Here is a 14,646-nt window from a genome sequence, read left to right as displayed (position 1 = left end):
CTCGCGCCTCAAAAAACGTCGTGAAAAACGACCGCACTTTATGTGCCCTATGCCCAAAGTTTTTCTAATTGATACATTTCGCGGCTTTCTGCCTGCATGATATGCACGATAGCCTCGCCCAAATCGACAACCACCCAATCCGCTGTTTCTTTGCCTTCATCGCCAAACACGTCAATGCCGGCAAGTTTACATTCGGTGATTAATTTCTGCGCCAAGGAAGACACGTGACGAGAAGACGTGCCGGTGCAAAGAATCATGGTATCGGTGATGGACGATTTTCCTTTCACGTTTAAAGGCAGAATATCAGTGGCTTTTAAATCATCTAACTTATTCACCACGAAATCGACTAATAACATTATTTTTCCTCAATTGACAAAAGGCGCGAATTTTAACACTGAATAAAATACCCGCCAATCTTTTGACTAGCGTTTCGCGCAAAACGGCTTACGACGTTGATTGTTCGGTGCGCTAAAATTACCTTCCCGTTTTAACCGATAAGGCTGCGGAATATCCTGCAATAATGCATTCGGATCATATTGACTCACCGGAATACTATGCCCGATATATTCTTCAATTGCCGGTAAATTCATAGCGTATTGCTCACAAGCAAAGCTAATGGAAATCCCGCTTTCGCCCGCGCGTCCGGTACGCCCTATACGGTGCACATAATCTTCCCGATCATCCGGCAAATCATAGTTAAACACATGTGTCACCTCTGCAATGTGCAACCCACGCGCTGCCACATCTGTGGCCACTAAAATGTCCAAATCGCCATCGGTAAATTGTTTCAACAAAGAAAGACGTTTTTTCTGCGCCACATCGCCGGTTAACAAACCAACACGGTGTCCATCCGCGGCTAAATAGCCCCAAATCGCCTCACATTGATGTTTCGTGTTAGCGAAGATAATGCAACGCTCCGGCCATTCTTCTTCTAACAACGTGAGCAATAGCGGAATTTTATCTTGGTTAGACGGGTAAAATAATTCTTCTTTAATTTGCTGCCCGGTTTTTTGTTCCGGCTCAATTTCTACGTATTCCGGATCATTCATATCTTCAAAGGCAAGTTCGCGCACTTTGTAAGACAGCGTGGCGGAAAACAACATTGTCAGACGTTGTTGCGGAGGCGGACATTTACGCAATAAATAACGAATATCGCGAATAAAACCTAAATCAAACATCCGATCCGCTTCATCCAACACCACCGTTTGAATCTGATCCAAGCGGATAATGCCCTGCTTCACATAATCAATGACGCGTCCGGTCGTGCCAATAAGCACATCCACGCCGTTTTCGATGGCTTTTAATTGCTTATCATAGCCATCACCACCATAAGCAAGTGCGGTCTTAAATTTCGTTGTTTTTAAGAAAATCTGCGCATCATGTTCAATTTGCACTGCCAATTCTCGGGTCGGCGCTAAAATCAACGCACGCGGTTGATTCTTATCTGTCTCAGTTGGATGGGTTAATAAATGGTGAAAAAGTGCGGTCAAAAATGCGATTGTTTTTCCCGTGCCGGTTTGGGCTTGCCCTGCGACATCTTTTCCTCGTAAAGTCACGGGCAGTGAAAGCGCCTGAATCGGCGTACAAAATTCAAATCCTTTATCGTTCAACGCCTGTAACACCAAAGGATGTAGCGGAAAATCAGCAAAACGTGCCGAGCTCAAATAATTCTGTTGCATAGTCTCAAATTCATTATAAAAAATTGCCGCTAAGAATAGCACGAACCAAGCAAATCCACCAAAAATTCATCAGTGCGAATTGCAGTAAATAAAACAAGAAAAATTAAAGTCCGCGCTAAAAACACTGTCAAAAATGACCGCACTTTTTCTATACGATTTGAAGCCAATCAAGCAAAACAAGAAAAACTCAGCTAAAAACTAGACAGTGCTTGAATTTAATGCTAATTTACGCGCCAATTTCAAATACCCCATTCATTTATTTCTAATTCATCTAATCTAAATAACTTTCAAATTAATTATGCATCTTACAGAACTTAAAAATATGCCTGTTTCCGATCTCGTGAAACTCGGCGAAGACCAAATGGGTTTGGAAAATTTAGCCCGTTTACGCAAACAAGACATCGTTTTTGCCATTTTGAAACAACACGCGAAAGGCGGAGAAGATATTTTCGGCGGCGGCGTTTTGGAAATTTTACCGGACGGTTTTGGATTTCTACGTTCGGCAGACAGTTCCTATTTAGCCGGCCCGGATGACATCTACGTTTCTCCAAGCCAAATTCGTCGTTTCAATTTGCAAACCGGGGATAAAATCGAAGGGAAAATTCGACCGCCAAAAGAAGGAGAACGCTACTTTGCTCTCCTTAAAGTTGACCAAGTCAATGACGACAAACCGGAAGTTTCCCGCAGCAAAATCCTTTTCGAAAACTTAACCCCATTACATGCCAACTCCCGTTTAAGAATGGAACGCGGCAACGGATCTACCGAAGATTTAACCGCCCGTATTTTAGATTTAGCCTCCCCTATCGGGAAAGGTCAACGTGGTTTGATCGTGGCGCCACCGAAAGCGGGTAAAACCATGTTGTTGCAAAATATTGCACAAAGCATTACCCACAACTACCCTGATGTGGAGCTTATTGTGTTATTGATCGATGAGCGCCCGGAAGAGGTAACTGAAATGCAACGCTCCGTAAAAGGCGAAGTGATTGCCTCTACCTTCGATGAACCCGCAACCCGTCACGTCCAAGTGGCAGAAATGGTGATTGAAAAAGCCAAACGTTCTGTAGAACACAAAAAAGATGTGGTGATTTTGCTCGACTCCATCACCCGTTTAGCACGTGCTTACAATACCGTGACACCGGCATCCGGTAAGATTTTATCCGGTGGTGTGGATGCCAATGCATTACACCGTCCAAAACGTTTCTTCGGTGCAGCGCGTAACGTGGAAGAAGGCGGTAGCTTAACCATTATCGCCACCGCATTAGTGGATACCGGTTCTAAAATGGACGAAGTCATCTTCGAAGAATTTAAAGGTACAGGTAACATGGAATTACATCTTTCCCGTAAAATTGCGGAAAAACGTGTGTTCCCGGCTATCGACTTTAATCGTTCAGGTACCCGTAAAGAAGACTTGCTCACCACCCCTGACGAGCTGCAAAAAATGTGGATCCTACGAAAAATCCTTAATCCGATGGGTGAAGTGGAAGCGATGGAGTTCCTTATCGATAAACTCGCTGTGGCGAAAACCAACGAAGAGTTCTTTGAGATTATGAAACGCTCATAATTCTCACCGCACTTTCAACAAAAAAGCCGCTTTTGATCATGTCAAAAGCGGCTTTTTGTTTATAGCATTTTATGAATTTAAAAAGTGCGGTGAAAAAACATTTCATTTTTCAACCGCACTTTTATCGCATTAATGTAACTCTTTGCCTTTTAATTCCGGCACTAAACACACTGTTGCTAACATATCGATGACATAAATCACGGCTAAAAAGGCAATGGCGGTTTGGAAGGAATATGCGGAAACCACTGCGCCCACGGCTACCGGGCCAAAGCCGCCCACAGCACGTCCTAAGTTAAACAACACGTTTTGCGCAGTAGCGCGTGCTTGAGTTGGATAGGCTTCTGCCATTAAAGCACCGTAGCCGCCCATCATACCATTAACAAACATCCCTAAGAATGCTCCGGCAATTAACATGGTATTCGGATCCGTTAATTGAGAATAGGCGATGATACTGACGACAGCCCCAGCTTGGAACAAGAGGAAGCTTGGTTTACGTCCGATACGATCAGCCAAACGCCCGAAAATCCAGATGCCGGCCATCATGCCGCAAACGGTCACTGCCGTCCATACACCGGATTTCGTCAAGCTAAAACCAAGTTGTTTGGAAAGGAAATTCGGCATCCAAATCATAATGCCGTAATAACCGAAGTTTTGTACGGAGGTCAGGATGACCACGCCCAAACTGACTTTCGCAGTGGCTTTATCTTTCACTAATAACTTGAATGACTCCAATTTAGATGCCCAACGGTTTGTTGGTTTTGGAAGTGCGGTCTGTTTTTGCACAAAAATTTCAGGTTCATGCAAACGGGCACGTAAATACCACGCGACAAATGCGGGGAAAATGCCCACCACAAACATGCCACGCCAACCGATTTGTGGCAGTAATAATGGAGTTAACAATGCCGCGCCTAACACCCCAACCTGCCAGCCAAGCGCCACATAAGAGGCAGCTTTCGCACGGTGACGTGCCGGCCAAGCTTCCGCCGCTAATGCCATGCCAATCCCAAACTCACCACCTAAACCGATACCGGCAATGGTGCGATAAATCAGTAAATCCCAATAACCTTGCGCCAATGCACATAAACCGGTAAATACCGCAAAAAGAATGATCGTCCACGTTAACACGCGCACACGGCCATATTTATCACTTAATGCACCGAAAACGATGCCACCGAAAACAGCACCAACCAATGTCCAAGTTACTAAAGAACCACCTTGCGCTGGGGTTAACCCCAAATCGGCAGATATGGCACTTAACATAAAACCGAGGATAAGAAGATCGAAACCGTCCATCGCATACCCGACGGCGGAGCCTAGCAAGGCTTTCCAGCCATAGCTATTTACTTTTGTAGTCATGTTGAATTGTCCTTCTGTTACTCACAGGTAACATTTAAAGTTTATAAAGATGTGATTTTTTAGCTTGCATAAAACAAGGCCAAAAAATTGTGCGCTAGTTTACTGATTTCAAGAAAAATTTCAATAAAGTGCGGTAAGTTTTTACGGCGTTTTTTATGGAGGGAATACGCTGAGGCTAGATAAAATTTAGGCGGTTATAAAAACCGCCTAAATTAGAAAATCAATTATTGATTGTTTTGAACGTAATCAATTGCTGATTGAACTGTTGTGATTTTTTCAGCTTCTTCATCTGGAATTTCGATATCGAATTCTTCTTCTAAAGCCATAACTAATTCAACAGTATCTAAAGAATCCGCACCTAAATCTTCAACGAAAGACGCTTCAGATTTTACATCTTCTTCTTTCACGCCTAATTGTTCAACGATGATTTTTTTTACGCGTTCTTCAATGCTCATTTGTTTCTTCCTATGTTTAAGTTTACGCTCATTGCGATAAGTTAAGTAGTGTATGTATTTGTAAAAAATTTGCAATATTTCCGGTGAGAGGTCAAACCTCAAAAACATTGAATTTTCACAAAACCATACAGTGAAAAAATAGTTACGTCTTCCACGAACCCTTGAATGACCTAACCAAGTTACATTGCGAAGGGATTTTAACACTAAGCCACACGTTTGGCTATTGCTTTTATCCGCTTTGCTGCGAGTAACCTTTTGCTAAATAGCGCTTAGCTCATGTACATGCCGCCGTTAACGTGCAACGTTGTGCCGTTAATATAAGCCGCATCCTCAGAGGCCAAAAATGCCACGGCTTTAGCGATATCTTTCGGCTCACCCAAACGGCCTGCCGGGATTTGAGTTAATAAGTTATTTTTTAACTCTTCACTTAATACGTCTGTCATATCGGTCGCGATAAAACCCGGTGCTACGACGTTTACCGTAATACCACGGGAAGCCACTTCTTTTGCTAAGGCTTTACTGAAACCAATGAGACCTGCTTTTGCCGCGCAATAATTTGTCTGACCGGCATTGCCCATGGAACCCACGACAGAACCAATATTGATAATACGCCCGAAACGTTTTTTCATCATAGTGCGTAGCATCGCTTTGGAAAGATGATAAACAGAACTCAAGTTAGTTTGTAAAATATCGAACCATTCTTCATCTTTCATGCGCATTAACAAATTATCACGGGTAATACCGGCGTTATTCACCAAAATATCAATGTCGCCAAATTCTTGTTTGATCTGTTCCAATACCGCATCAATGGAAGCTTGATCGGCAACATTTAATACCAATCCTTTGCCTTTCTCACCTAAATAGGCAGAAATACTTTCAGCGCCTTTCTCAGACGTTGCTGTACCGATGACAAAAGCGCCTTTTGATACTAATTCTTCGGCTACTGCACGACCAATACCACGGGTTGCACCTGTCACTAATGCAATTTTACCTTGCATAACTTTCTCTCCTTTTTATTCTTATGCTAATACTTCTTCGACGGAATCGAGGGATTTAACATCATTTACAGAAACCGCTTGTAAGGAATCCACGATGCGTTTTGTTAACCCGTTTAACACTTTACCTGGGCCAACTTCAACCAACACTTCCACACCGTTTTGTGCCATTTTCTCTACAGTTTCCGTCCAACGTACCGGGCTATAAAGTTGGCGAACCAAGGCATTTCTAATCGCATCGGCTTCAATTTCATTTTTTACATCTACGTTATTTAGAACAGAAACACCTGCTTCTTTCAACGTAATACTTTCTAAGGAAACGGATAATTGATCTGCTGCTGGTTTCATTAAAGCACAATGTGAAGGCACACTCACCGCTAACGGTAATGCACGTTTAGCCCCGGCTTCTTTACATAATGCAGCCGCGCGCTCTACTGCGGCTTTCGCTCCGGCAATCACGACTTGTCCCGGTGAATTGAAGTTCACAGCGGAAACCACTTCGCCCTGTTCTGCTTGTTTGCAGGCGTTAATAATGGCGTCATTGTCTAAACCAATGATCGCGTACATCGCCCCCGTACCTTCCGGTACGGCTTGTTGCATAAGCTTACCGCGCAGTTCCACTAATTTAACCGCATCTTGGAAATCTAACACACCTGCACACACCAACGCAGAATATTCACCTAAGCTATGACCAGCCATCACCTCTGGTTTTAATGCCGGGTATTTTTGTTGCCATACACGATAAACAGCCACTGATGCCGTTAACAACGCTGGCTGCGTTTGCCATGTTTTGTTTAATTCTTCCACAGGGCCTTCCTGCACTAATTGCCACAAATCATATCCCAATACTTCTGAAGCTTGTTTAAAAGTTTCTTGTACAATTGGGTAGTCGCCGGCTAATTCCGCTAACATTCCCACCGTTTGTGAACCTTGTCCTGGGAAAACCATTGCAAATTTTTTCATGTCTCTTACCTATATTAAAAAATAAATCAATTTATTCCGATATGCGTTACAGTCGAAAAGTGCGGTCAAAAATAACCGCACTTTTTTCACGAATAATAACAGATTATCTAAAATCTCACTAAAGCCGAACCCCAAGTCCAACCACCGCCAAAGGCTTCAAGAAGGAGCAACTGACCACGCTGAATACGTCCATCACGCACCGCTTCATCCAATGCGACCGGCACGGTTGCCGCGCTATTATTGGCATAACGATCCAGCGTTACCACCACTTGCGACATATCCATATCTAATTTTTTCGCAGTCGCCGAAATAATACGTAAATTAGCTTGGTGAGGCACCAACCAATCAATGTCTTTTTTATCTAAATTATTGGCGGCAAGGGTTTCTTCCACCACATTAGAAAGTTCACGCACAGCCAATTTAAAGGTTTCATTGCCTTGCATTTCGATATAGCCGGATTTTGCCACGCCACGCTCAGGCTGAGGAAGTAACAATGCGGCATTTTTATCTGCTGAGGCGTGTAAATGGGTAGAAATAATCCCTTCTTGTTCCGATGCTTCCAAAATAACCGCGCCAGCCCCATCACCAAACAACACAACAGTGCTGCGGTCTGTTTCATCTAACTTACGGGAATTTAAATCAGAACCAATCACGAGCGCTTTTTTCACTTTACCGGTACGAATAAATTGATCAGCGACACCTAACGCATACACAAAGCCGGTACAAGCTGCAGCCAAATCAAACGCGATTGCATCATCAATCTCCAACATCCCTTGAATTTGGCAAGCTGCGCTTGGATAAGCATGAGAATTGCTGGTTGTCGCCACTAAAATAAGATCAATTTCCTGTGGATTGATGTTTGCCGCTTCAATGGCTTTTTGGGCCGCTTCAAATCCCATGGTAGAGACGGTTTCATCCGGTGCTGCAATGCGACGTTCACGAATACCGGAACGGGTAACAATCCACTCATCTGAAGTATCTACCATTTTTTCTAAATCAGCATTGGTACGAATATGTTGAGGTAAATAGCTACCTGTCGATAAAATTTTGCTAAACATAGTCATCTCGTTAAAAATAATAGCGAGGGAACTCACTACTTCATTAATATTTCATTTTTATTTAGGCCCGCGAAAATTTTTTGTGGAATTTGACGTCGGGCTTGTAATGCCGCATCGGCAATTGCATAAGCAAATGCCTCTATATTTGCACTTCCGTGACTTTTCACCACAACGGAAGTCAAACCGATAAGCGATGCGCCATTATATTGATCAGGGTTGATTTGCTTTAATCGTTGGTATTTATCTTTGAAAAGATATTTAATTAAATACCCAAAAACGTGACTTAATATACTCTTTTTCTTATCACTTTTCAGTAGAGAAATCACGTTCTTTGCGGCGCCTTCCAAGGTTTTCAGCGCAACATTGCCGGCAAAACCGTCTGTCACAATCACATCCGCCTTGCCATTGAGTAAAAAATTGCCTTCAAGGAATCCAATGTAATTAAGTGCAGTGTCTTTTTTCAGTAAATCTGCCGCATCCCGGATGGATTTGTATCCTTTCACCGCCTCAATACCAATATTCAATAACGCAATACGCGGATAAACCAAATTCAGGGTATTTTCTGCAAAAATGGCACCCATCAAGGCAAATTGATACAAGTTTTCTGCATCGCACTCAACATTTGCCCCCAGATCCAACATAATCGAACGCTCACCTGTCACCGTTGGAATCGTAGAAATCAGTGCCGGACGATGGATACCTTCTAGAGGTTGCAACAAGATTTTCGATAAGCCCATCAAAGCTGCTGTATCACCAGCACTCACACAAGCCTGCGCATTGCCTTTTTGTACGGCTTCTATTGCCAAACGCATAGAGGTCTCTTTGCTATGGCGCAAGGCGTAGGAAATACCCTGACGACTATCAATCACACGAGCACAATGAACAATGTCACAACGTTGCCGAATACTGTTAGGAGCAGAAGATAAAAGAGGAAGAATTTGTTGGCGATCGCCAAACAATAAGAGAGAAAGCGTTGGATCTCGTTCCAAGGCTAAAATGGATGCTGGGATAGTAATACGGGGACCAATGTCCCCGCCCATCGCATCTAACGCAAGGGTTAGACGACTCAAGTGATTACCTTTATGTAATTGAGATAATTACTTGTTAATCACTTTACGACCACGATAGTAACCGTCAGCGGTTACATGGTGACGCAAATGAGTTTCACCACTTGCTTTATCAACGGATACTGCAGCAGTTGTTAACGCATCGTGAGAACGACGCATATCACGACGTGAACGGGATTTTTTATTTTGTTGAACAGCCATTGGCTATACTCCTAAATTATTTTTGCTTTAAATTAGCTAATACAGCGAACGGGTTCGGTTTTTTTGCCAATTCTTCCGGCAATTCGCCAAAAACCTGTTCAGCCACGGACACTTCACAGTGTTCAGATGAATGCATTGGCACAATCGGCAAACTCAAAATGAGTTCATCTTCAATTGTTCCAAGTAAATCTATTTCACCGAATTCATTGAATTCAATTGGCTCATAGATTTCCGGCAATACATCAATTTGATCCAAATTAGCCACCGGACTGTAACAAAACTCACAATCAACGGTTTGAACGAAAGGTTCACCACAACGCTGACAATTTAATTCAACATCAACCTTGGCATGGCCTTTCATGACAACCAATTTTTGCGGATCAACAAAGAACGATAATGTAACCTGTGCATCGCTGAGCACTTTACTGACCGATTCGGCAAGACGACTTAATTGATTAGCGGAGTAATAACCCTGATAATCCAATCTTCGTTGCGCATCCTTTACCGGATCAACAGTTAGGGGTAGTTTTACCTTTTGCATAGGGAGCGCATATTACCCTTTGAAAAAAAAATAGTCAAAGGAAATTATTGCGCCGAGCATGAAAATCAACGCTAAAAATCGATTTTTTCCATCAACATAAATTTTGTCTCCGGAAAGCGTTTGGCTAAGTAACCGCGCAGATATTGTTGCGTATCTTGCGCAATCAATTCATCCGCCGACGGATAAAGATTATAAATCAGTGCTTCTACGGTAATTTTTCGCTGCGCGCATGCCTCAAGGCTGAGTAATGTGTGATTAATACTTCCCAATCTGCCCGACGTTACCAGAATTAACGGATACCCACGCGCCGCAAGGTAATCCAACGTGGTTTTCTCCTCGGAATAAGGCACCATCAAGCCACCCGCGCCCTCCAGCAAAACATAATCGTAGTTTTGCGCCAAAAGTGCGGTGGATTTTTCAATGATTTTTTCATCAATGCAAGTCTGTTGCAAACGTGCGGCCATGTGAGGCGAACAAGGATAATCAAACAAATAAGGACATGTAATGCCCTGACGATCTTCCTCGGTTAACGCAATGCCTTGGATTTTTCGATGCACGACAATATCTTCTGATATTTCCTGACAGCCCGTTTGCACCATTTTCTGTGTAATCACCGAATATCCTTGCTGCATTAAATACTTAGCGTAATACCCTGTCGCGATAGACTTACCAATATCTGTATCAATTCCCGAAACGAATAATACCTTTCCCATCATATTTCCTCTTTTTTCTGCGCCAACATTAAAATAGGCACATAAGTTAACGAGACCTTGCCCTGCTCGTCGGCATACTGTTGTCGATATTGCTCACAAAATTGGGCAACTTTCTTGTAGTGCCAAATTTGATTATTGGTGGCCGTCACACCGGTCTCTTTCAAATGTTTAAGCACCGATAACGGCGAATCAAATTTCAACTGAATTTCTTTTTGCTCTAAATGCAACACGGAAAAATCTGACGTTAATGTCTCCTGCCATTGTGCTAAATCGGGGTAATCCAAACCGACGCCCGTTAATGCTCTAACTTCGTGTAAATTGGTCGGTGCAAAGGTGCCGAATAAAATCATGCCATGAGGCGTTAAATAATTTGAACAACGTTGAAGAAACGCCAGCGGATTAGCAAACCATTGAATGGTCGAGGCAGAAGCAATCAAATCATATTGATGGGCAAAATCGAGACGCTCAGCACACCCTTGATAAAAACGATAATTTTTCTGTGGCAAATTACGTGCCAAGTGGTTGGCAATATCACATAAATCATTGCAATCCCAATGTGTTGTGTTGATATGTTGCATGAGTAAGCGGGTAAAATTGCCAGTGCCACAACCAATCTCTAACACACTGTGAAATTGATTTCCGCCTTTCTCCAATAGCAACTGTAATAAATCCTCGGTGATTTGCTTTTGAGCAATGGCATTTTGTTCGTAGGTTGGTAAGGCGGCACTAAAACATTGCATCACCCGTTGTTGTGTTACTACCATAGCTGTTCCCAAGTTTGTAGCAATGGGAAAAGGTAATGCCCTCCAACCATTTCACTCACCTCACAGCGTTCATGCCAATAATTTCGCTGATTTTGTGTAGGGAAAATACGATCTTGTGTACCAATAATCGCTTGCGTCCAAGATAACGCCGTATGTTGATGTTCTGCCGATAACACATCATAAAGTGCGGTCAATTCTGCGTGTATTTCTTCAATTGAACGCCGTCCTTCCAAAGATTGATATTGCTGCAATAACTGTTTGTCACCACACATGCGACGCTCAAATTTACCTAGATTAATTTCATCTAGCGTATCCAACGTGCCTTGAAAAACGGCGCATGGAATGCCGTAGTCATCATGCATGGGCAAGCCTGTGCCATTCATCGCCGTTGCAGAAAGCAAAGGGATTTGTCTCATCACACGTTCAGCTACCCAAACGCCCATCGACCACGCCACCAAACGCACATTTTCATAACGAGAAAAATCAAACTCCAACGAAAAATCCCGATAGTCATAACACAGCAACAAATCATACGCCGGTGGAATGGCTAAATGTTGTACGGCAGAAGGCGGTGTGCCCCAACCGGCAAAATAAACGATTAAATTCCGGCTTGGTGGATTTTGGCTAATTAATTGATATTGCATAAAAATAACTGTTCTATAAATTGCTCAAGTTCATCATGCGTGATGTCGGCAGTGAGAGACAAACGAATGCGCGAGGTGCCGACAGGCACTGTCGGCGGACGAATCGGTAGGCAATAATATCCTTGCTGTTGCAGACGTTGCGCCGTTTGCACGGTGCATTGGTTGTCACCCAGAATAAACGGCACAATATGGCTTTCGCTTGGCATTGGCATATTTAACTTTTCTGCCACGACGTGCCGTAAGCGCGCGCTTAATTGCATAAGATGTTGCCGTTTCGCCTGAAAGTGCGGTCGTTTTTCAAAGAGAAATTCTGTCCACGCCACATTAAACGGAGGTAACGCAGTGCTGAAAATCAACGGGCGCATGGTGTTGATTAAATAATCTTTGATCACTTGATCGCAAACCACATAAGCCCCCATCGACGCCAACGCTTTGCCGAACGTGCCCACCAAGAAATCAATGTACGGAAGACAATTCATTTGCTCGGCAACGCCTAACCCCTGTTCGCCGTAAACCCCAATGCCATGCGCTTCATCCACATACAACATAACATTGCCAAATTGCCGTTTAAATTCAACTAATTGAGGCAAATCGGCAAAATCGCCGTCCATGCTAAACAGGCTTTCCGTCACCACAATAATGCGTTCGTAGTTGAGATGTTGTTTTTGCAAAATCTCGTGCAAATGGGCGTAATCATTGTGGCGATAACGCACAAACGGCGCATCGCTCAAACGAATGCCGTCAATAATACTGGCATGCACCAGCTTGTCTGCCACGATCAACGTCTGTTTATTGGCTACCGCCGGTAAAATGCCGATGTTGGCGTGATAGCCGCTGTTAAATAACAAACAGGCTTCACGCTGAAATGCCTCCGCCATCTGCTGCTCAAGACTTTCATACTCAGAGAAATTCCCGGTTAATAAACGGGAAGAGGATGAGGTAAAGTGCGGTCGTTTTTCAGCGAGTTTTTCAAGAAACGCTTGCTGCAATGCATCGTCATTAGCCAGCCCGAGATAATCATTGGAAGCCAGATTCAGCATTGACCGTCCGTTTTGCTCCACAAACTTGCCCTTATGCACAATTTGCGGAAAACGACGATATTGTTCTTTTTGACGAAGTTTTTCCAATTGCACTGCAAAATAATCTGACTTACTCATGGTATTCCTCTTCAATCGCCGCCAGCATGCCTGCCGTTAACGCAGATAATTGGGTTGGTGTGATAATGAATGGCGGCATGATATAAACGAGCTTGCCGAAAGGACGTACCCAAACACCGTGCGCCACCAGACGCGCCTGCAAACTCGCCAAATTCACCGGTTCGTGCATTTCCAATACGCCGATGGCGCCTAGAACACGCACTTCTTTGACGGATTTAAAACTTTCTGCGACCTGTAACTCGGCTTTCAGTTGGGCTTCGATCCGTTGGACATTACCCACCCAATCACTTTCCAACAACACATCAATGGATTCAGCGGCAATGGCACAAGCCAGCGGATTCGCCATAAAGGTCGGGCCGTGCATAAAACAGTGCGCTTCGCCCTGACAAATGGTTTGCGCAATAGCGCGTGTGGTGATGGTGGCGGACAGGGTTAAATAACCGCCCGTAAGTGCCTTGCCGATGCACATAATATCCGGCGAAATACCGGCATATTCCGCGGCAAACAATTTGCCCGTGCGTCCAAAACCGGTGGCAATTTCATCAAAAATCACCAATACGCCGTATTGTTCGCACAGCTGCTTGGCGCGCATCAAGTACATCGGCGAATAGAAATACATTCCTCCCGCCCCTTGTACCACCGGTTCCAAAATAAGTGCGGTCAGTTCTGCGCCTTTTTTTTCTAATAAATCTGCTAAAGGTTTAATATCGTCTTCGTTCCAAGGCTGCCCAAAAGGCGTTTGCGGCTGCGGGAGAAAATATTGCACCGGCAAACTTTTCGCAAACAGCCCATGCATGCCTGTCACCGGATCGCACACCGACATCGCATGCCAAGTGTCGCCATGATAACCGGAACGAATGGTGGCGAATTTATGCCGTTGTGTTTCGCCTTTGGCGTGTTGATATTGAATCGCCATTTTCATCGCTACTTCTACTGCAATGGAGCCGCTGTCGGCAAAGAAGATTTGCTCCAACCCCTGCGGCAATAAAGGCAATAATTTTTGCGCCAATTTGACGGCGGGTTCGTGCGTTAAGCCGCCAAACATAATGTGGCTCATGTGTTCCAACTGTTTTATCGCGGCCGCATTCAAGCGCGGATGATTGTAGCCGTGCAACGCCGCCCACCAAGAGGACATGCCGTCAATTAGTTGGCGACCGTCTTTAAGCGTGATCATCACACCGTCAGCGCGTTCAACGGCATAAATCGGTGTAGTCGGTGGAAGGGCGGCATAAGGATGCCAAATATGCTCACGATCAATTTGCAATAACTGTTGTTGGTTCATAGGCTTAGCTTCAAAAATTGAGAAGTCGTAATTTTACCTGAGAAAATAAGGCAATTCTAAAGCTTTGCACTTCCCCGTCCGATTTTTTGTGTTTTTTGAGGCATTTGCCACAATTTTGATGATTTTCAGCGTGGAATAAGGAGGCAAATCCGCCGATACATTGCACAAGCCGAATAAGTTGTTATAATCACCGACTTCTTTTTGACACTG

General features: G+C 43.9%; 16 protein-coding genes. 1 reads left to right on the top strand and 15 read right to left on the bottom strand.

The window, feature by feature from the left end; genetic code table 11:
* Positions 1 to 47: 47 nt before the first annotated feature.
* Positions 48 to 356: a ribosome silencing factor gene (gene rsfS / locus DQN58_RS04075; protein WP_006717000.1), complete on the bottom strand. Its 309-nt coding sequence runs from the start codon at positions 354 to 356 to the stop codon at positions 48 to 50.
* 66 nt (positions 357 to 422) lie between these two features.
* Positions 423 to 1,679: an ATP-dependent RNA helicase RhlB gene (gene rhlB / locus DQN58_RS04070; protein ID WP_032997760.1), complete on the bottom strand. Its 1,257-nt coding sequence runs from the start codon at positions 1,677 to 1,679 to the stop codon at positions 423 to 425.
* A 298-nt stretch (positions 1,680 to 1,977) separates the two neighbouring features.
* Between rhlB and rho the strand changes: the two genes are divergently transcribed.
* A complete protein-coding gene (rho, locus tag DQN58_RS04065; RefSeq protein WP_005701308.1) occupies positions 1,978 to 3,240 on the top strand; it encodes a transcription termination factor Rho in 1,263 nt (420 codons plus the stop codon).
* A gap of 129 nt (positions 3,241 to 3,369) precedes the next feature.
* Here the strand turns inward: rho and DQN58_RS04060 are convergent, their stop codons facing one another.
* The 13 genes from DQN58_RS04060 to bioA form a co-directional block, all read right to left on the bottom strand.
* On the bottom strand, positions 3,370 to 4,596 hold the full coding sequence (locus DQN58_RS04060) for an MFS transporter (RefSeq protein ID WP_006716996.1): 1,227 nt from the start codon (positions 4,594 to 4,596) through the stop codon (positions 3,370 to 3,372).
* Positions 4,597 to 4,820: 224 nt separating this feature from the next.
* Positions 4,821 to 5,051 carry an acyl carrier protein gene (acpP, locus tag DQN58_RS04055; protein ID WP_005627318.1) on the bottom strand — a complete coding sequence of 77 codons (231 nt, stop codon included), beginning with the start codon at positions 5,049 to 5,051 and terminating at the stop codon, positions 4,821 to 4,823.
* 269 nt (positions 5,052 to 5,320) lie between these two features.
* Complete coding sequence (gene fabG, locus DQN58_RS04050; RefSeq protein ID WP_006716994.1) at positions 5,321 to 6,049, bottom strand: 3-oxoacyl-ACP reductase FabG; 729 nt, start codon at positions 6,047 to 6,049, stop codon at positions 5,321 to 5,323.
* A 21-nt stretch (positions 6,050 to 6,070) separates the two neighbouring features.
* Positions 6,071 to 7,009 carry an ACP S-malonyltransferase gene (gene fabD / locus DQN58_RS04045; protein WP_006716993.1) on the bottom strand — a complete coding sequence of 313 codons (939 nt, stop codon included), beginning with the start codon at positions 7,007 to 7,009 and terminating at the stop codon, positions 6,071 to 6,073.
* Between the two features lie 107 nt (positions 7,010 to 7,116).
* A complete protein-coding gene (locus tag DQN58_RS04040; protein ID WP_032997759.1) occupies positions 7,117 to 8,067 on the bottom strand; it encodes a beta-ketoacyl-ACP synthase III in 951 nt (316 codons plus the stop codon).
* A 35-nt stretch (positions 8,068 to 8,102) separates the two neighbouring features.
* Positions 8,103 to 9,137, bottom strand: a complete 1,035-nt coding sequence (gene plsX / locus DQN58_RS04035; protein ID WP_006716990.1) for a phosphate acyltransferase PlsX — start codon at positions 9,135 to 9,137, stop codon at positions 8,103 to 8,105.
* A 27-nt stretch (positions 9,138 to 9,164) separates the two neighbouring features.
* Positions 9,165 to 9,335 carry a 50S ribosomal protein L32 gene (gene rpmF / locus DQN58_RS04030; RefSeq protein ID WP_005544470.1) on the bottom strand — a complete coding sequence of 57 codons (171 nt, stop codon included), beginning with the start codon at positions 9,333 to 9,335 and terminating at the stop codon, positions 9,165 to 9,167.
* A 16-nt stretch (positions 9,336 to 9,351) separates the two neighbouring features.
* Positions 9,352 to 9,876 carry a 23S rRNA accumulation protein YceD gene (gene yceD, locus DQN58_RS04025; protein WP_006716942.1) on the bottom strand — a complete coding sequence of 175 codons (525 nt, stop codon included), beginning with the start codon at positions 9,874 to 9,876 and terminating at the stop codon, positions 9,352 to 9,354.
* A 71-nt stretch (positions 9,877 to 9,947) separates the two neighbouring features.
* On the bottom strand, positions 9,948 to 10,589 hold the full coding sequence (gene bioD / locus DQN58_RS04020; protein ID WP_032997758.1) for a dethiobiotin synthase: 642 nt from the start codon (positions 10,587 to 10,589) through the stop codon (positions 9,948 to 9,950).
* Positions 10,589 to 11,353: a malonyl-ACP O-methyltransferase BioC gene (bioC, locus tag DQN58_RS04015; protein WP_006716938.1), complete on the bottom strand. Its 765-nt coding sequence runs from the start codon at positions 11,351 to 11,353 to the stop codon at positions 10,589 to 10,591. The genes bioD and bioC overlap by 1 nt, the downstream gene beginning before the upstream one ends.
* Positions 11,347 to 11,997: a DUF452 family protein gene (locus DQN58_RS04010; RefSeq protein WP_006716936.1), complete on the bottom strand. Its 651-nt coding sequence runs from the start codon at positions 11,995 to 11,997 to the stop codon at positions 11,347 to 11,349. The genes bioC and DQN58_RS04010 overlap by 7 nt, the downstream gene beginning before the upstream one ends.
* The gene (locus tag DQN58_RS04005; RefSeq protein ID WP_006716934.1) at positions 11,982 to 13,154 is read right to left on the bottom strand and encodes an 8-amino-7-oxononanoate synthase; all 1,173 of its coding nucleotides are present in this window, start codon (positions 13,152 to 13,154) and stop codon (positions 11,982 to 11,984) included. Before DQN58_RS04005 ends, DQN58_RS04010 begins: the two co-directional genes overlap by 16 nt.
* A complete protein-coding gene (gene bioA / locus DQN58_RS04000) occupies positions 13,147 to 14,436 on the bottom strand; it encodes an adenosylmethionine--8-amino-7-oxononanoate transaminase (protein ID WP_006716932.1) in 1,290 nt (429 codons plus the stop codon). Before bioA ends, DQN58_RS04005 begins: the two co-directional genes overlap by 8 nt.
* Positions 14,437 to 14,646: the final 210 nt, after the last annotated feature.

Origin of the sequence: Aggregatibacter segnis ATCC 33393 (assembly GCF_900476035.1) — a bacterium.
In the GTDB taxonomy this organism is placed as follows: Bacteria; Pseudomonadota; Gammaproteobacteria; order Enterobacterales; family Pasteurellaceae; genus Aggregatibacter; species Aggregatibacter segnis.
This window is presented reverse-complemented; position numbering and strand designations above follow the sequence as displayed.

Coding starts and splice junctions, on each gene's coding strand:
- bioA (WP_006716932.1), bottom strand. CDS start 14,436: ATGAACCAACAACAGTTATTGCAAATTGATCGTGAGCATATTTGGCAT.
- fabD (WP_006716993.1), bottom strand. CDS start 7,009: ATGAAAAAATTTGCAATGGTTTTCCCAGGACAAGGTTCACAAACGGTG.
- rhlB (WP_032997760.1), bottom strand. CDS start 1,679: ATGCAACAGAATTATTTGAGCTCGGCACGTTTTGCTGATTTTCCGCTA.
- rho (WP_005701308.1), top strand. CDS start 1,978: ATGCATCTTACAGAACTTAAAAATATGCCTGTTTCCGATCTCGTGAAA.
- DQN58_RS04005 (WP_006716934.1), bottom strand. CDS start 13,154: ATGAGTAAGTCAGATTATTTTGCAGTGCAATTGGAAAAACTTCGTCAA.
- rsfS (WP_006717000.1), bottom strand. CDS start 356: ATGTTATTAGTCGATTTCGTGGTGAATAAGTTAGATGATTTAAAAGCC.
- rpmF (WP_005544470.1), bottom strand. CDS start 9,335: ATGGCTGTTCAACAAAATAAAAAATCCCGTTCACGTCGTGATATGCGT.
- yceD (WP_006716942.1), bottom strand. CDS start 9,876: ATGCAAAAGGTAAAACTACCCCTAACTGTTGATCCGGTAAAGGATGCG.
- acpP (WP_005627318.1), bottom strand. CDS start 5,051: ATGAGCATTGAAGAACGCGTAAAAAAAATCATCGTTGAACAATTAGGC.
- DQN58_RS04010 (WP_006716936.1), bottom strand. CDS start 11,997: ATGCAATATCAATTAATTAGCCAAAATCCACCAAGCCGGAATTTAATC.
- bioC (WP_006716938.1), bottom strand. CDS start 11,353: ATGGTAGTAACACAACAACGGGTGATGCAATGTTTTAGTGCCGCCTTA.
- DQN58_RS04060 (WP_006716996.1), bottom strand. CDS start 4,596: ATGACTACAAAAGTAAATAGCTATGGCTGGAAAGCCTTGCTAGGCTCC.
- DQN58_RS04040 (WP_032997759.1), bottom strand. CDS start 8,067: ATGTTTAGCAAAATTTTATCGACAGGTAGCTATTTACCTCAACATATT.
- fabG (WP_006716994.1), bottom strand. CDS start 6,049: ATGCAAGGTAAAATTGCATTAGTGACAGGTGCAACCCGTGGTATTGGT.
- bioD (WP_032997758.1), bottom strand. CDS start 10,589: ATGGGAAAGGTATTATTCGTTTCGGGAATTGATACAGATATTGGTAAG.